The organism is Candidatus Terasakiella magnetica, assembly GCF_900093605.1.
GTDB classification, from domain to species: domain Bacteria; phylum Pseudomonadota; class Alphaproteobacteria; order Rhodospirillales; family Terasakiellaceae; genus Terasakiella; species Terasakiella magnetica.
In genome coordinates this window covers 519,274-536,665 of record NZ_FLYE01000001.1, presented here as the reverse complement: position 1 = coordinate 536,665, position 17,392 = coordinate 519,274, and the positions used below count along the sequence as shown (strand labels likewise).

Genomic DNA, 17,392 nt, shown 5'->3' with positions numbered 1-17,392 from the left:
CTTAACAATCATCTGTGCAACAAGCACATTTTTGGTCAGAGTCAAAAATATGCTCTTTTGCCCAGCGGCGGAGCTTAAAAACAGCTGTGTTTTCGGGCATTGTTTCAGCATATTTAGTGAGCACATGGTTCAAATCTTGTAAACGTTCGAGCGCTTCAAGGGGGAGATGCTTGGCAGGACAATCAGATTTGTCCTGACAGGAGGATTTGCTGTCTATATAGCTGCTGACTTGTTGGATGAGTTGTTCCATCAGGTGTAGAATTTGGGGGATTTTCTTATCGCTTAAAAGCTCGTCACAGATCGTGTTGACATAGGCCGCAATGATCGGATGGCTGCTATCAATAAAGCTACGTCCTGTCGGCGTGGATGTATCTACCGCAATTGGCATAAGTTTCTCTCCCATTCCCATATATATTTTATGGATTTTAAGTACAGGTTGAATATTCTGCATCACCAATATGGGTGGGAAGGGTTGATTTTTTTACTTTATCCACACTTATAAGGCGATAGTTTTGCCAATTCCTGCATTTCATGACTATTAATACGCATATCATGGTCAAGAAAATCCTGTACGGCTTTTTCAAAGGCCGGGTCTGCAATCCAATGCGCGCTATATGTTTCAACTGGAAGATATCCGCGTTGAATTTTATGTTGGCCTTGGGCACCTGCTTCAACGCGCTTTAAATTATGGGCAATGGCATAGTCAATCGCCTGATAATAACAGGTCTCAAAATGAAGGAATTTATAATCCTCAACACAGCCCCAATAGCGCCCATAAAGGGTCTCGCTACCTTTTAAATTGAGCGCGCCTGCCACAATGCCTTCATCTTTCAGGACAAGGACCAGCACAACAGATGAGCCAAGACGTTGATTTAAGAGGCTGAAAAAGTCACGATTGAGGTAGGGGTGGCCCCATTTGCGAGCGGATGTATCCATATAAAATTGGTAAAACGCATCCCAGTGATGTTCTTTAATTTCATCACCGCTTAAGGTGATGATCGCAACCCCACTTTCTTGAACGGCCCTTCTTTCCTTGCGCAGTGTTTTTCGTTTGCGCGAGGATAATTGAGCAAGAAAATCATCAAAGTTTTGATAGTTTTGGTTTTCCCAATGATATTGATGACCCGTGCGTGCAAGCAGCCCTTGTTGTTGCATCAGTTGCCATTCGCTTTTTTCAGCAAAGGTAATATGAAGCGAGGATATATTTAAGTCTTGCGCGCGCTCAATCATGGCAGATAAAAGACTGGCTTTATCTTCATTTGTGGCATTCGGACTTGCCATAATGCGCTGTCCGCTCACCGGGGTGAAGGGGATGGCGCATTGTAATTTGGGGTAATATCGCCCACCGGCGCGCTCATAGGCTTCTGCCCATGACCAGTCAAAAACATATTCCCCATAAGAATGGTTTTTAAGGTAAAGCGGGCAGCAGGCTTTGATTTGGTCTTTGTCTCTGAGCACCAAATGTTGTGGCATCCATCCTTTTTGGGGATGGACGCATTGGCTGTCTTCTAAGCTTGAGAGAAATTCATGGCGAGCAAAAGGCTCATCAGCACCAACACATGAATTCCACTCATCAGCGCTAATCTCAGATATTTTCTCAAGCTGTTCGATTTTACTCAAATTCGAAGATGCCATCAATTTCAACGGAAATACCTAAGGGCAAGGAAGCAACGCCAACGGCGGCGCGGGCATGGCGCCCAACATCGCCAAAGACTTCAACCATTAAGTCTGAAGCGCCATTAATGACTTGAGGCTGGTCGGTAAATTCAGGAGTACCATTAACAAACCCGCCCAGTTTAACCACACGGGTGACACGATCAAGATCACCGCCCAAGGCTTCTTTAACTTGTGTGATGAGATTTAATCCACATAGGCGGGCTGCGGCCATACCATCTTCTACGCCTAGGTTTTCCCCAAGGCGACCGATATATTTCAGCTCCCCATTAAGCATGGTGATTTGGCCTGAAACATGGATCAAATTACCCGTGATCACATATGGGACGTAATTGGCGACAGCTTTGTTGGCGGTGGGAAGGGTAATGCCAAGCTCGTTAAGACGTGCGTCGATTTTGCCAGCCATGAAAGGGGCTCCTAACTCAAAAAATACTTACCTTTCTAACTTAAGAGAAGTCTTTGAAAGAACAAGTGGGATTTATGAAAAAATAAAGGGGAAGCAACCTAATGGTTATCTTCCCCTTTATTCGTCTTCGCTTTACGCGTCTTAAATATTATGAGCAACCAGATGTGGACCCACAGGTTACACATTTCAGGCAAGTGCCGTTACGCACCAGTGTGAAATTACCACATTCAGGACAGGCATCACCTTCATACCCTTTCATGCGGGCTTCACGGATTTGCTCAAGCTTTTGGTCGGTCTCTTCAAAGATGTCCGGCTCACCATCAATGCTGGCAGCTGCGGCAAGATCAGCCGTCGCACTTGAAGCTGCTCCACTGACAGCACCACCTGTTGGCGTGCCTTCAGAACCTTCGCTTTGGTTGCCTTTAAAGACGAGGAAGCGACCACGCATATACCCTTGTGAGGCCACGCGTTCAATCATCTGATTGGCTTTGTCTTTATCTTCTTGTGGAAGTTCAGACTGGGCTTCGCCGCCACCAACAGTGTCATGTTGCAGGTCATCCGGCTTGATATGGGCCAGATCAGAACGATCCATGTAAGATACAGCCAATTCACGGAAGATATAATCCAGAACCGAAGACGCCATCTTGATGGTATCGTTACCTTCCACCATGCCGCTTGGCTCAAAGCGTGTGAAAGTAAAGGCTTCTACAAACTCATCTAGGGGCACGCCATATTGTAGGCCCAAAGAAATGGCAATGGCAAAGTTGTTCATCAAAGAGCGAAAGGCAGCACCCTCTTTATGCATATCGATGAAGAGTTCACCAAGTTGACCATCTTCATATTCACCAGTGCGCAGGTAAACTTTATGGCCACCAACGCTTGCTTTTTGCGTATAGCCTTTACGGCGATTTGGCAATTTCTTGCGTTGTGCAACAACACGTTCAATGATTTTTTCAGCAACGATTTCAGCTTTTTTCGCTGCTGGCTGATCTGCAATGGCTTCTGCCAGTGTTTCTTCAGCTTCATCATCATCAAGCACTTGGGCTTGAAGTGGCTGGGAGAGTTTAGAGCCATCACGATAAAGTGCATTGGCTTTCAGGCCCAGTTTCCAAGACAGGATATAAGCTTCCTTACAATCTTGAACCGTGGCGTTATTGGCCATGTTGATTGTTTTGGAAATGGCACCTGAGATAAAGGATTGAGACGCCGCCATCATGCGGATGTGACTTTCAACCGAGAGGAAACGCTTACCTTTGCGACCACATGGTGTAGCACAATCAAAGACAGGAAGGTGCTCATCCTTCAGGTGTGGTGCACCTTCAAGGGTCATGGAGCCACAAACATATGTATTGGCATTATCAATAGCTGCTTTAGAGAAACCAAGTTCAGCCAGCATATCAAAGTCTGGAGAGTCTAGTTTTGCAGCATCAAAGCCAAGCTTCTTGATGCAGAACTCTTCACCCAAAGACCATTTGTTGAAAGCAAACTTGATATCAAAGGCATCTTGAAGGGCTTTTTCCAAAGCCTCAATAGCTGCATCATCAAAGCCTTTTTCACGTAGCTGCTCATGGGTGATATGGGCCGTGCCTTTTAACGTGCCGTGACCAACTGCATAGCGGATCATGTCGTTGGCTTGCTGCTCACTATAGCCCAGTTTGATTAGGGCTTGTGGTACAATACGGTTGATGATTTTGAAATAACCGCCACCGGCCAACTTCTTGAATTTCACCAAGGCAAAGTCAGGCTCAATACCTGTTGTATCACAATCCATCACAAGACCAATGGTGCCTGTTGGGGCAACAACGGAGACTTGAGCGTTGCGGAAACCATGTTCTGAACCAAGCTCAAGCGCGCGATCCCATGATTTACGTGCAGCTTCTACAAGCTCACCTTCTGGGCAGTTTGCCGCATCAAGGGGAACGGGCAGAACAGACAGACCTTCATAATCGTCTTTGAGGCCTTGGGCTGCGCGACGGTGGTTGCGAATAACGCGCAACATATGATCAGCGTTATTTTTATAACCCGGGAAAGCGCCAAGATGTTCAGCCATTTCTGCAGATGTCGCGTAAGCCTCACCTGTCATCAATGCTGTGATCGAGCCACAAATCGCGCGACCCTCAGCACTGTCATAAGGCAGGCCTGAGGCCATCAACAGGCCACCGATATTGGCAAAACCAAGACCAAGCGTGCGATAGTCATAAGACAGTTTGGCAATTTCTTTAGATGGGAACTGGGCCATCAGCACGGCAATTTCCAGTGTCACAGTCCAGATACGAACCGCGTGAGAGAAACCTTCAACATCAAAGGTGCCATTGTCACGGGTAAATTGCAGCAGGTTCAGGGACGCAAGGTTACAAGCCGTATCATCCAGAAACATATATTCCGAACAAGGGTTGGATGCATTGATGCGACCATCAGCCGGGCATGTGTGCCATTCGTTAATGGTGCTGTCATACTGGATACCCGGATCAGCACAAGCCCATGCGGCATAACCGATATTTTCCCAAAGCTCTTTAGCCTTGATACGTTTTGCAACAGAGCCGTCTTTACGGTTGATCAGTTCCCACTCGCCGTCATCCAGAACTTTATTAAGGAAGTCATTGGAAACACGAACCGAGTTGTTGGAGTTTTGACCCGCAACCGTCATGTAAGCTTCTGAATCCCAGTCTGTATTGTAAGCCGGGAATTCAATGTCAGTGTAGCCTTGCTTGGCAAATTCGATCACACGCTGAATGTAGTTTTCAGGGATCAAGACTTTGCGCGAGGCAATGATGGCTTTTTTCAGCGGCTTGTTTTTCTTTGGATCAAACGCGCCTTCATCATCGCCAGCTTCAACACAAGCCGTCATCACCTCACCAAGGTGCTTTTGTGCAAGTTTAGAGCCTGCAACGAGGGCAGCGACTTTTTGTTCTTCTTTAACTTTCCAGCTAACGAAATCTTCTACATCTGGGTGATCAACATCAACCACAACCATTTTGGCAGCGCGGCGTGTTGTGCCACCGGACTTAATCGCACCTGCAGCACGATCACCGATTTTAAGGAAGCTCATCAGGCCAGAGGATTTACCACCACCGGAAAGGGGCTCACCTTCACCACGCAAGTTGGAGAAGTTAGACCCTGTGCCTGAGCCATATTTAAACAAACGTGCTTCACGGACCCAAAGGTCCATGATGCCGCCTTCATTCACCAAGTCATCCTGAATGGACTGGATGAAACAGGCGTGAGGCTGTGGGTGTTCGTAAGAGGATTTAGAACGGGTCAGTTTGCCCGTTTTGAAATCTACATAATGGTGGCCTTGTGCCGGACCATCAATGCCATAGGCCCAATGCAGGCCCGTGTTAAACCACTGTGGGGAGTTTGGCGCACCCATCTGGGCACAAAGCTGGTAGCGCATTTCGTCATAATAAGCACGCGCGTCAGAATCGCTATCAAAATAGCCGCCTTTCCAGCCCCAATAGGTCCATGTGCCTGCAAGGCGGTCAAACACCTGTTTCGCAGACGTTTCGCCTGTGAAATGTTCGTCTTTTGGCACAGATTTAAGGGCATCTTGGTCTGGCTCTGAGCGCCATAACCACTGAGGGATATCTTTTTCTTTTACTGCTTTGAGCTTGGCAGGAACGCCCGCTTTGCGGAAGTATTTTTGCGCCAAAACATCACAGGCAACCTGTGACCAGTTTTCCGGTACATCCAGATCTTTAGCTTGGAAAACCACAGACCCATCCGGATTACGGATTTCGCTGCTTGCTTTACGAAATGGAATGCCGTCGTACGGCGACTTATCTTCGTGCGTGAAATGACGATTAATACGCATTATACCCCTGTATGCCTCTTACCTTATGTTAATGAGCGGCGAAAAAGAACGACGATTTTTATTATTATGGTGCCTCCCTTGAGCGCGACATACATCTATATTCGGCGTGTCTGTCTGCGCTTCGGGCACAAGATGTAGAACATTTTCTCAAAGGCATTTCAAGATACTACGAAAGTATAGTTATGTATCGTTACGAATATGTAATGAGGGGAATGGCAAGAGCTGTGCCGATTCCCAATCAATTCTTCTTATGTAAAAAAAATAATAAAAAAAAGGGGTTGATATGGTCTAAATATAGCAAATTTGCCGCAAGCCCTTGTGTTTATTGGAACTGCACCCTACTAGCTATGGTGTGAATGTGCGTTTGCACACAAAATATAGGGAAACCCTGAGGAGAATCGAAAAAGCCATAAATGACTGTCTGCAAAACTGGTACTAAATGGTGAAAAAAAGTTATGAGAATCGAATATTGTTTAAAGATGGGCTTTAACACTTTTGAATAATTTTAATTCACTTGGATTAATCGATATAGAGCTAGACCCAGAGCGCTTAATTGAATAAAAAATAAAGAAAAATAGTCGAGGGCCATCTTTAAAGCTGTGTTAATATCACATGGGCACACCATGAAGGTGGGAAGAAGTTGAACAAGAATAAACAAGATATAGTGTCAGGGCAGGGAGATGCCGATCTGCAAATGCAGGTCGAGGGGCTCAAGAAAGCTTTAGAGCATAGTGAAAACCGTCTGGGCGAGATGATGGGAAATTTACCTGTCACTCTTTTTCGTCTTCGCATGGATAAGAGTGGGGATATTTCCTTTCCCTATATAAGTGCTGGCTCTGCTGCTTTAATGGGGGCAGATAGTGAGGCTTTGTTAAAAGAGCCTAAAAACTTCCTGACAATTCTGGATGCTAAAGATCGTTATAAGTTGTTGCGCAGGCTGGTGCAGTCAGCCCATCGCAAAACGCCCTTTGACGAAGAGGTCTGCCTGCATGTCAGCGCCCTTAATAAGGTGTGGGTGCGTGTTTTTGCCAATATTCATGACAGCAATGCTGATGAAACCATCTGGGATGGCGCAGCAATTGATATAACAGGCCAGCATCTTTTGGATGAGCGTCTGCGTTACCTTGCTTATCATGAAGAAACAACTCAATTGCCCAATCGTCTGGCAATGGAGGAGCATCTCAATGAGTTGTTTGACAGTGTTGATGAAACTCCTTTTGCCATTTTAGCCCTTGCCATTGACCGTCTTGATCTGGTGAATGATACATTGGGGCTGGAAACAGCTAATCGACTGGTCACCACAGTTGCAGAGCATTTACAAAAATCTTTACCCCATGGCACATTTCTTTCTCATCCGCGTGCTGAAAGCTTCTGCATTGTCTGGCAGGACTTTTGTGATGATAAAGATGTTGCTGCTGTTGCCGATAAGCTCTTACAAACAATGAAAATTCCTTTTCAGGTGGGCACAAGGCGGCTGGATATCAGCGTAAGTATGGGGATTAGCCTTGCTTATAAGGACGCTGAGGATGCAGAAAATCTTATGATGAATGCGGATACGGCCTTGCGTCGTGCGCATCTCACCTCACCGGGGGGCTATCGTTTCTATGTGGAAGAGATGAACACCCGGGCTTTGCGTGTGCTGGCCTATGAAAACCGTCTTAGAAAAGCGATTAATTCAGAAGAGTTTGTTCCCTTCTTCCAGCCCTTGGTCGATGTAAAGACGGGCCAGATTGCCTCTATGGAAGCTTTGGCTAGATGGAAGCACCCTCGTTTGGGCCTGATTGGTCCGGGGGAGTTTGTCCCTGTGGCAGAGGAAGCTGGCCTTATTGGTGAGATTTGTCACCAGATTTTGCATTCAACCTGTGCAACGGCCAAAAAATGGCTGGATGAGGGGCATAAACCCTTGCCCTTGGCGGTTAACATCTCTTGGCGCCAGTTTGCCCAGCCTGAGCGCCTTTTGCTGTTGATGAGCCGCGTTCTGGACGAAACGGGAATGCCTGCTGAACTTATTGAGCTGGAACTGACGGAAAGCTCGGTCATGGAAGAGCCCGATTCTGCCATTCGAACGCTTAATGACTTGCGTGAATTTGGTGTACAGGCCTCAATTGATGATTTTGGTACGGGCTATTCCTCACTGTCTTATTTAAAGCGCTTGCCGATTTCAAAACTGAAAATTGATCGTGCTTTTATTAACGAGGTAAATCATAACGAACGTGATGCCGCGATTGTTGAAGCCATCATCCAACTGGCACGTGCCTTGGGTTTGAAGACTGTTGCTGAGGGAATTGAAACGCAAGAGCAGTTTGAGTTCTTGCGTGAAAAAGGCTGTGATTTGGCTCAAGGGTTTTACTTTAGTAAACCGGTTCCGGCACATGAGATGGAGAAAATGCTCATAAAGGGTGGATTTTCCCTGCCGTGAGACTTGAAGAAGTAAGCACAATCGACTAAACAGTTATCTATATAAAGTTTCGCATTTAAGAATGCATTTTTTGTAATGGTCCCCTTTGGGACTTCGGAGTTGATTTGATATGACAATCGGAACCCGTATTCACACTTGGCTGAACGGTACCTTGGTTGGTACTGACGAATTTGGTAACAAATATTACCGCAACAAAAAGAAGTTGCAGGGTCGTGAGCGTCGTTGGGTTCTGTATAAAGGGATCACCGAAGGCTCTAAAGTGCCCGCTGAATGGCATGCATGGTTGCACCATACTGTTGAAGACCCTTTAACAGAAGAAGCGACACAGGCCAAAAAATGGCAGCGCGAGCATTTGCCAAACCTGACAGGTACAGAAAACGCCTATTATCCAAAGGGTGATGCGCGTCATGGCGGTGAGCGCCAAAGTGCCACAGGTGATTATCAAGCTTGGCAGCCAGAATAAGTATTTGAATTTCTAGAGGTTCGCCTCTAAGATTTGCGGGCGCTATTTCAGCGCCCGTTTTTATGAGTAGGAGGGAATGTGTGACGTATTCTTCGCGCAGAGAAAAAATTGTAGGTGGGCTGACATTTCTTGCCCTTGTGATTGCAGTTTTTACTTCTTACGGTAAAGCTGACAGTACGGTGGATGAAACCATCTATAAAGTGAGCGCCACATTTGGGCGCATTGACGGTCTTGCTGATGAAGCTGAAGTCCGCATGGGTGGCGTACAAATCGGTCAGGTTGTTCATGCAGAGCTGGATAAAAACTACCGCGCCGTTGTGACAATGGCGATTGAGAAGGGGGTTTTGCTCCCGCTTGATAGTTCAGCTGCTATTCACACGGATGGTTTATTTGGCTCAAAATTTATTGAATTGGAACCGGGCGGGGAAGAAGACATGCTGGTCGATGGGGACGCTATCGATATGGCACAAAGCTCGGTCGTTGTTGAAGAGCTTCTCGAATTAATCATCGCAGAAGGCAAATCCAAACGCGCACAACAAGAAAAACAATAAGCAGGGATAGGGTATTATATCATGATGGGTAAGAATATCGTTGAAACAGTTATGGGCGGTGTTGTTTTGCTGGTTGCAGCAGGCTTCCTGTTTATCGCACTGAATACGGCGCAAGTTAAATCGGTTGAAGGCTACACCGTTGAAGCTGCCTTTTTAAAAATTGGTGGTTTGCAAAAAGGTAGTGATGTGCGCATGAACGGTATCAAAATCGGCTCTGTACAAGAAAGCCTGCTTGATCCTGAAACCTATGATGCGGTGATTTCCATGACCATTCGCCCTGATTTGAAATTACCTGCAGATACGGTTGCATCTGTGGTCAGCGGTGGATTGATCGGTGGTAAATATGTCCGTCTAGAGCCCGGTGCAGATCGTGAGAACTTTATTGCAGCAGGTGGTCGCCTTGAAAACACTAAAGACTTTAAGTCTCTGGAAGATCAAGTTGGTGAAATTATCTTCCTTGCCACTGGTGGTGAGGGTGAGCAGTGATGTTAAAACGCTGCGTCCTTTCATTAGGGCTTTTTCTTGGCCTGTCTGGGGTGGCGCAGGCAGAAACGTTTGACACTGTTGTGTTGCAGGGCTTGGATAAAGTGACCGCACGGGTTTCTCGCCTTGAAGCACCCGTTGGGCATTTTATCAAATTTGGTAATCTGGAAATTGTTGCACGTACCTGTGATAAAAAACCACCAACAGAAACACCGGAAAGTGCCGCATTTCTTGATATTTCAGAAGTCAAACCGGGGGAGCCCGCAACAGAAGTGTTTCGCGGATGGATGTTTGCCTCAAGCCCGGCACTAAACCCCATGGAACATCCCGTTTATGATGTTTGGGTTCTTGATTGTAAGAACATGGATTCCAATTCAGAAAACAGTTCTTCTTCTGTCGGTTCACAATAAAAAGACAAGATGGGAATTTGCAGGGCCTCGTCCAGCATAAGATGATAGGCCCGTCGTGGCACTTCAATGGCGCCAAGAGATTGTAGATGATCCGTAATAAACTGTGTATCCAGTAAAATATAACCGGATAGGCGCAAGCGTGCGACCAGATGCATCAAGGCGACTTTGGAGGCATTTGTTTTTCTGGAAAACATACTTTCCCCAAAGAAGCCAGCGCCCAGTGACACCCCATAAAGCCCACCAACCAATTCGTCATTTTGCCAGCATTCTACAGAATGGGCGCAGCCCATATGGAAAAGCTCGTTATACAGGCGAAAGACATCTTCATTCATCCATGTATCTGGGCGCATTTCAGTGCTTTCAGCACATTTTTCCATAACGCCAAGAAAGTCCGTGTCGCAGCGCACTTCAAACTTTTGCTGGCGAAGGGTTTTATAGAGGCTTTTTGAGATTTTCATCCCATCAAGGGGGAAGATGCCGCGCATTTCCGGGTCCACCCAAAACAGGTCTTTTGACTCCCGGGTTTCTGCCATAGGGAAAACACCTGCTGAGTAAGCACGCAGCAAGGTTTCTGCTGTAATGACGTATCTTTCGCTTCTATCCATGAGGTAAATATATGAGATGATTGAGCAATTACAAGAAATAAGCCCAAAAAAACAATAACCCCGCAACGGTGTGCGGGGTGCAATAAGATGCGGGGTTATTGTGTTTTAAAGACTAGTCTTCAAGGCCGACAAATTTTTCCAGCCATTTGATGTCGTAATCCCCATTGATGAAATCTTGGTTTTCCAAGAGTTTCTGGTGTAGAGGAATAGAGCTTTTGATCCCGCCGATGACATATTCACCAAGGGCGCGACGCAAACGCATGAGACATTCATTACGGTTGGCACCATGAACGATCAGCTTGGCAATCATGCTGTCGTAATGAGGCGGCACTTTGTAACCTGTATACAGGGCAGAATCGACACGAACACTTAAGCCACCAGGGGCGTGATAATCGGTGATTTGGCCCGGGCAAGGCATGAAGTTTTCTGGGTCTTCTGCATTGATACGACATTCAATAGAATGACCATTGAATTTAATATCATCTTGGGTCATGCCCAATGGTGCACCTGAGGCTACGCGAATTTGTTCACGCGCTAGATCAAGACCGGAGATCATTTCACTGATGGGGTGTTCCACCTGCAAACGGGTGTTCATCTCAATAAAGAAGAACTCACCGTTTTCATAGAGGAACTCAACCGTACCCACACCGCGATATTTCATTTTACGCATGGCATCGGCAACTGTCTCACCGATCTTGTTGCGCTGCGCTTCATTAAGTGCAGGTGAGGGGGCTTCTTCCAAAACCTTCTGGTTGCGACGCTGAAGCGAACAATCACGCTCACCAACATGAACAGCATTACCATGGGTATCACACAGAACCTGAATTTCAATATGACGGGGGTGAGTTAGGAATTTTTCAATGTAAACATCGGCATTACCAAAAGCCGCAAGGGCCTCTGTGCGCGCCATCTTCCAATTGACTTCCATATCCTCGGCTGTGCGTACAAGCTGCATGCCTTTACCGCCGCCACCAGCTGTTGCTTTCACAATAACCGGATAGCCAAAATGTTCTCCAATTTTAAGGGCTTCTTCAACCGTATCAACTGATCCTTCAGACCCCGGGACAATCGGCATGCCGGTTTCTTCAGCAATGCGTTTGGCCGTGATTTTATCGCCCATTTGACGGATATGTTCCGGTGTTGGGCCGATAAATGTAAAGCCGTGTTCTTCAACCATTTCGGCAAAGTTGGCGTTTTCTGAGAGGAAACCATAGCCCGGGTGAATGGCATCCGCCCCGGTAATGGTTGCTGCTGACAAAATAGCCTGAATGTTCAGGTAACTGTCTTTTGAGGCAGGTGGGCCAATACAAACGGCTTCATCCGCAAGACGCACATGCATGGCATCGGCATCAGCTGTGGAATGAACCGCCACAGTCGATATACCCATTTCTTTACATGCGCGATGGATGCGAAGGGCAATCTCACCACGGTTAGCAATCAGGACTTTTTCAAACATGGACAAATCCGATTATTCAATAATGAACAGAGTGTCACCAAACTCAACAGGTGAACCAGCAGTGACCAGAACGCGTGAAACTTTACCTGCTTTTGGTGCATGAATTGGGTTGAAAACCTTCATTGCTTCAATAAGGCACAATGTTTGACCTTCAGTCACGCTATCACCGACATTTACAAAGTTAGGTGAATCTGGGTCTGGTGAAAGATAAGCCACACCAACCATTGGAGAGCTCACCGCACCCGGGTGGTTTGACATATCAGCATTTTCATCTGCTGGTGCAGCACCAGCCGGGGCCGCGGCAACTGCAACAGGGGCAGCAGCGCTTACAGTAACGTTTTTGGCAACGCGAACATGCCAGTCATCCTGACCATATTCGATTTCAGTAAGACCAGTATCGTTAAGCAGTTCAGCCAGTTCGCGAACCAGTTCGTTATTGAATTTATCCTTAGCCATTATAATTGATTCTCTTCATCAGCGACTTGAAAGGAGACGTGAGAGTGCTTGTAATGCCAGATCATAGCCCTGTGTGCCCAACCCGCAGATAACGCCGTTGGCCGTTTTAGAGACATATGAAGTATGGCGGAACTCTTCACGCTTGTGAATGTTTGATAAATGTACTTCGATGACAGGCTTTTCAGCAGCTTGCAGTGCATCTAGGATGGCAACTGAAGTGTGCGTATAGGCCGCCGGATTAATAATGATCCCGTCAAAAGACTCTCGTGCTTCTTGAATCCAGTCAACGAGGGTACCCTCATGGTTGGATTGACGAAAAGCAACTTCCATATCAAGGCCTTGTGCGACTTTTAAGCACATGTCCTCAACGTCTTTTAGGGTTTCATGACCATAAATTTCAGGTTCACGTTTACCTAAGAGATTGAGGTTAGGACCGTTTAATATGAGTATCTTATGTGACATCTGTATCATTAGAAATATTGCGAAGCAGTAATGTCGTTATACCATGCCTTTCAAACCATGCAATCTTTCTTTAATCCCCCTCTTGCGAAAGCTCTTTTCCTCGTCCATACTCGGCGCGAATTCCAAGCTTTGAGAGACTAAAATGAACGTCATTGTGAATGGTGAAGAAAGAACTCTAGAAAATGCCAAAAGCGTTGAAGAGTTTCTAACGGATATCGGTTTAGACCCTAAAAAGGTTGCGGTTGAGCGCAATCTGGTGATTGTCCCGAAATCTGAATTTTCCACACATATGCTTGACGATGGCGATAAGCTGGAAATTGTACATTTTATTGGCGGAGGGGCCTAAGACGTGAGCGACACATTTGAAATTGCCGGACAGAGCTTTAATTCCCGACTACTTGTTGGTACTGGCAAATATAAAGATTTCGAAGAAACCAAAGTGGCGATTGAAGCCAGTGGTGCTGAAATCGTGACTGTGGCGGTGCGTCGTGTCAATGTAAGTGACCCAAGCCAGCCCATGTTGGTCGATTATGTCGATCCTAAAAAATACACTTACCTACCTAATACGGCGGGCTGTTTTACCTGTGACGATGCGGTGCGCACCCTTCGTTTGGCGCGCGAAGCTGGCGGCTGGGATTTGGTGAAGTTGGAAGTGCTTGGCGATCAGGCAACGCTTTACCCTAATATGCCAGAAACCCTAAAAGCTGCTGAGCTGTTGATTAAAGAAGGCTTCAAGGTGATGGTCTATTGTTCAGACGATCCAATTGCAGCCAAAACGCTTGAAGATATGGGCTGTGTTGCCATCATGCCGTTGGGGTCCTTGATTGGCTCCGGTCTTGGTATTTTAAATCCGGTTAATATCCAGATCATTAAGCAAAATGCAAACGTACCTGTCTTGGTTGATGCGGGTGTGGGCACGGCTTCTGATGCGGCTTATGCCATGGAGCTGGGCTGTGACGGTGTATTGATGAATACAGCAATTGCGGCAGCCAAAGACCCTATTGCCATGGCAAAAGCCATGAAGTTGGCTGTTGAGTCCGGTCGCTTGGCTTTTCATGCTGGACGCATGCCTAAAAAACAATATGCAGACCCAAGTTCCCCAACCTCAGGCTTGATTGAGACAAAATAGGCTTTTTTAGGCACGAGTGCTTGGCGCGATGTTCTTTTATTTATCAAAAATATTTTGGTGGTTTGCTGAGCCGGGAAACATTTTATTCTTTCTCTTATTAATAGGGATAGGTTTCTTGTGGGCGAAACGTGTACGCCTTGGCACCTTTTTTTGTAGCTCTGCACTCGTCTTTTATATTGTCTTTGGCATGCTTCCCATTGGGGGAGGCCTTTTAACAACCTTGGAAAACCGTTTCTCAAAGCCCGTCCAAATGCCAAAGCAGGTTGATGGGCTTGTTGTTCTGGGTGGTTTTCTAAATGTGTTTATAACTGATGCGCGCCAAGATTATTCCTTTAACGGGAATATCGAGCGCGCAACATCGCTTTTGCATCTGTCAAAACAATATAAAGGCTCTCCCGTTTTATTTACGGGTGGGGCGGGGCTTATTGGTCATCCTGAGCTTAATGAAGCTCAAATGTTAAAAAGCTTTTTGCCAGATGTGGTAAGCGCAGATACGCAGCTTATTTTTGAAAACGCATCGCGCAATACTTTCGAAAATGCCCTTTTTTCTAAAGAGCTGATTGAGAAAAAGGGTGGGGGCAAGTGGTTGCTGATTACATCGGCACGTCACATGCCACGTGCAGTTGGGGCTTTTCGCAAGCAAAATATCGATGTGATCCCTTATCCTGTGGATTATATCACCAGCGGTGAGCTGAGCAATGAAGTGAGTTTTTTTCCGCGTAACGGTTTAGGCACTTTTGGGGTTGCTCTTCACGAATGGTTAGGGCTTTTGGCTTATTATCTCACTGATAAAACGTCGGAGCTGTTTCCGGCCCCCTAAGTGATGAGGAACAAATGACTGATAAAAAAAGATTTTTGAAAGCAGGCGCACTGGCTGGTGCTTTACTCTTAAACTCGACATTACCTGCACATTCTCAAATCGATTATCAGTCTTGGTTGGAAAACTTCCGCCAGAAGGCCGCGCAATCTGGTATCTCCAAGAAAACACTGGATGGTACTTTAACGGGCTTAACGCCGAATAAACGTGTTTTGGAACTGGACCGCCGCCAGCCGGAATTCTCCCTAACATTTTGGAAATATTTAAATAACAGCATTAGCGACAAGCGTATTAAACGCGGTCGTGAGCTTTTGAAAAAACATGCAGGCCTGTTTAAAAAGGTCCATGAAAAATACGGTGTGCAGCCGCGTTTCCTTGTGGCTTTTTGGGGCTTAGAGACTAACTTTGGCGATTATACAGGTGTGTTCCCGCTAATTCAGTCCCTAACCACGCTGGCCCATGATGAGCGCCGCCGTGAGTTTTTTACAAAACAGTTGATCACCGCACTTGAGGTGATGGACCGTGGCGATATCCCTTATGATGTAAAAGCATCTTGGGCCGGGGCCATGGGCTATTGCCAGTTTATGCCAACCACTTATAAAGCCTATGCGGTTGATGGGGATGGCGATAATAAGCGCGATATGTGGAACAGCTTGCCCGATGTATTTTATTCGGCGGCAAACTTCCTGTCTCAGTCTGGCTGGCAGCCCGGTGAAACATGGGGACGTGAAGTTAAAATCCCAAAAAACCTAAATCTTGACCTCACAGGGTTGGGGACGAAAAAGCAAATTGGTGATTGGGCCAAACTGGGTATTTTAAACATTGATGGTAAGGCTTTGCCAAAGGCCGATATTAAAGCATCTCTTATACTTCCATCGGGGTATAAGGGGCCTGCATTCTTGGTTTATGAGAATTTCCGCACCATCTTGGATTGGAATCGGTCAAACTTTTATGCCATCGCAGTGGGTCATCTAGCCGACCGTCTGGTATGGAAAGGCCCATTACAAAGCCCGCAGCGCAAAGAAACACCTTTAAGCCGTGCGCAGACACTTAAAATTCAGGCGCGCCTGAACGCATTGGGCTATGACGTTGGAAAACCTGATGGAATTGCAGGTTCGCGCACGCGAAAAGGCATTAAAGCCTTCCAGAAAAAGAACAATATACCCGCAGACGGCTACCCGAATGCGGAACTTTTAGGCCTTTTAAAATAAGGCAGGCTTGAAGCAATGATATTTGGACAGTATGGTAAGCCAACATTTGAAACTAAGGTTCCTGTTATGAAGAAATTGATGCGTCCACGCACTGCTGTCTTTGCCATGATGGCTGCTGTCTTGTTGAGCGGCTGTTCTGAAACACGTTTTCTGGCGAGTTCTGCCAAAAAAGTTAGTGGCGCGCCCGCAATTAGTGGGCACTATAAAGTCGGCAATCCTTATCAAATTCAAGGTGTGTGGTATTATCCATCCGAAGATTTTGATTATGTGGAAACAGGCATTGCTTCTTGGTATGGGCCTAAGTTTCATGGCAAGCCCACAGCCAATGGTGAAGTGTTTGACATGAACCAGGTCAATGCAGCACACCGCACACTGCCTTTGCCTTCCCTTGTTCGCGTGACAAACCTTGAAAATGGCCGCTCCCTTGTGGTGCGTGTAAATGATCGTGGGCCGTTTGCCCATGGGCGTATTTTGGATATGTCTAAACGCGGTGCGCAATTGCTGGGATATGAAAAGCAAGGCACGGCCCGTGTGAAAGTCGAAATATTAAAAGAACAAAGCCTTGCGCTGAAGAATTCACTGGTTAATCAGGTTGCAGGCAAAAATGCACCGATTAAGTCTGGTGGTATGCAAAAACCAATGGTTAGTGCACAGAACCTGTCTGCGCCCAATGGGGCGCAAGCCGCTCCTCAGGCCGCGCCAACCCAAACGGCAATGGCACCGCAACAGCAATCGTCTTGGAGCAATCCACAAGCACCAAAACAAGATACATCCATTAAGACTTACGCTGTTGCACCCACGCGTATGTATATTCAGGCAGGGGCCTTTTCACGCTTTGAAAATGCCAACCGTGTGAAAGCAAAACTGTCTGGCGTTGGTGATGTGGAAGTTTCACAAGTGTTGGTTAATGGTCGTGACTTCTTTCGTGTGCGGGTTGGCCCACTACAGAATGTGAATGCGGCTGATCAAATTTTAAATGACGTCATCAATGCAGGTTATCCATCTGCTAAAATTATCGTAGAAAAAGGAAAAGGCTAAA

General features: G+C 46.5%; 16 protein-coding genes and 1 pseudogene. 9 read left to right on the top strand and 8 right to left on the bottom strand.

Going from position 1 to position 17,392, the window contains the following annotated elements:
- Position 1: 1 nt before the first annotated feature.
- From MTBPR1_RS02245 to MTBPR1_RS02230, 4 genes are all read right to left on the bottom strand, one after another.
- Entirely contained in the window at positions 2-388 is a 387-nt protein-coding gene (locus tag MTBPR1_RS02245) for a hypothetical protein (RefSeq protein WP_069185899.1), read from the bottom strand.
- Between the two features lie 98 nt (positions 389-486).
- A complete protein-coding gene (locus tag MTBPR1_RS02240; protein ID WP_240492846.1) occupies positions 487-1,620 on the bottom strand; it encodes a GNAT family N-acetyltransferase in 1,134 nt (377 codons plus the stop codon).
- Positions 1,613-2,080, bottom strand: a complete 468-nt coding sequence (locus tag MTBPR1_RS02235; protein WP_069185897.1) for a RidA family protein — start codon at positions 2,078-2,080, stop codon at positions 1,613-1,615. The genes MTBPR1_RS02240 and MTBPR1_RS02235 overlap by 8 nt, the downstream gene beginning before the upstream one ends.
- Before the next feature lie 148 nt (positions 2,081-2,228).
- The gene (locus tag MTBPR1_RS02230) at positions 2,229-5,891 is read right to left on the bottom strand and encodes a vitamin B12-dependent ribonucleotide reductase (RefSeq protein ID WP_069185896.1); all 3,663 of its coding nucleotides are present in this window, start codon (positions 5,889-5,891) and stop codon (positions 2,229-2,231) included.
- 640 nt (positions 5,892-6,531) lie between these two features.
- On the opposite strand from MTBPR1_RS02230, the gene MTBPR1_RS02225 reads away from it, so the two are divergent.
- From MTBPR1_RS02225 to MTBPR1_RS17705, 5 genes are all read left to right on the top strand, one after another.
- Positions 6,532-8,310 (top strand): putative bifunctional diguanylate cyclase/phosphodiesterase, encoded by a 1,779-nt coding sequence (locus tag MTBPR1_RS02225; RefSeq protein ID WP_126464949.1) that lies wholly within the window; start codon positions 6,532-6,534, stop codon positions 8,308-8,310.
- Positions 8,311-8,419: 109 nt separating this feature from the next.
- Entirely contained in the window at positions 8,420-8,773 is a 354-nt protein-coding gene (locus tag MTBPR1_RS02220) for an NADH:ubiquinone oxidoreductase subunit NDUFA12 (protein WP_069185894.1), read from the top strand.
- Positions 8,774-8,853: 80 nt separating this feature from the next.
- Positions 8,854-9,324: an outer membrane lipid asymmetry maintenance protein MlaD gene (gene mlaD, locus MTBPR1_RS02215; RefSeq protein ID WP_165602595.1), complete on the top strand. Its 471-nt coding sequence runs from the start codon at positions 8,854-8,856 to the stop codon at positions 9,322-9,324.
- Between the two features lie 21 nt (positions 9,325-9,345).
- Complete coding sequence (mlaD, locus tag MTBPR1_RS02210; protein ID WP_338031270.1) at positions 9,346-9,810, top strand: outer membrane lipid asymmetry maintenance protein MlaD; 465 nt, start codon at positions 9,346-9,348, stop codon at positions 9,808-9,810.
- Positions 9,810-10,217, top strand: coding sequence for a DUF2155 domain-containing protein (locus MTBPR1_RS17705; protein ID WP_083222832.1), 408 nt, complete (start codon positions 9,810-9,812; stop codon positions 10,215-10,217). Before mlaD (MTBPR1_RS02210) ends, MTBPR1_RS17705 begins: the two co-directional genes overlap by 1 nt.
- Here the strand turns inward: MTBPR1_RS17705 and aat are convergent.
- The 4 genes from aat to aroQ form a co-directional block, all read right to left on the bottom strand.
- On the bottom strand, positions 10,139-10,822 hold the full coding sequence (gene aat, locus MTBPR1_RS02205; RefSeq protein ID WP_069185892.1) for a leucyl/phenylalanyl-tRNA--protein transferase: 684 nt from the start codon (positions 10,820-10,822) through the stop codon (positions 10,139-10,141). The two genes, MTBPR1_RS17705 and aat, sit on opposite strands and share 79 nt — an antisense overlap.
- A gap of 112 nt (positions 10,823-10,934) precedes the next feature.
- Positions 10,935-12,278: an acetyl-CoA carboxylase biotin carboxylase subunit gene (accC, locus tag MTBPR1_RS02200; RefSeq protein ID WP_069185891.1), complete on the bottom strand. Its 1,344-nt coding sequence runs from the start codon at positions 12,276-12,278 to the stop codon at positions 10,935-10,937.
- Between the two features lie 12 nt (positions 12,279-12,290).
- Complete coding sequence (locus MTBPR1_RS02195) at positions 12,291-12,734, bottom strand: acetyl-CoA carboxylase biotin carboxyl carrier protein (protein WP_069185890.1); 444 nt, start codon at positions 12,732-12,734, stop codon at positions 12,291-12,293.
- 18 nt (positions 12,735-12,752) lie between these two features.
- Entirely contained in the window at positions 12,753-13,196 is a 444-nt protein-coding gene (gene aroQ / locus MTBPR1_RS02190) for a type II 3-dehydroquinate dehydratase (RefSeq protein ID WP_069185889.1), read from the bottom strand.
- 142 nt (positions 13,197-13,338) lie between these two features.
- On the opposite strand from aroQ, the pseudogene thiS reads away from it, so the two are divergent.
- The 4 genes and pseudogenes from thiS (at position 13,339) to MTBPR1_RS02165 (ending at position 17,391) form a co-directional block, all read left to right on the top strand.
- A pseudogene (thiS, locus tag MTBPR1_RS02180) lies at positions 13,339-14,325 on the top strand (sulfur carrier protein ThiS).
- 115 nt (positions 14,326-14,440) lie between these two features.
- Positions 14,441-15,145 (top strand): YdcF family protein, encoded by a 705-nt coding sequence (locus MTBPR1_RS02175; RefSeq protein ID WP_165602594.1) that lies wholly within the window; start codon positions 14,441-14,443, stop codon positions 15,143-15,145.
- A 14-nt stretch (positions 15,146-15,159) separates the two neighbouring features.
- Complete coding sequence (locus tag MTBPR1_RS02170) at positions 15,160-16,353, top strand: lytic murein transglycosylase (protein ID WP_069185885.1); 1,194 nt, start codon at positions 15,160-15,162, stop codon at positions 16,351-16,353.
- Positions 16,354-16,419: 66 nt separating this feature from the next.
- Positions 16,420-17,391: a septal ring lytic transglycosylase RlpA family protein gene (locus tag MTBPR1_RS02165; RefSeq protein WP_165602593.1), complete on the top strand. Its 972-nt coding sequence runs from the start codon at positions 16,420-16,422 to the stop codon at positions 17,389-17,391.
- Position 17,392 lies beyond the last annotated feature (1 nt).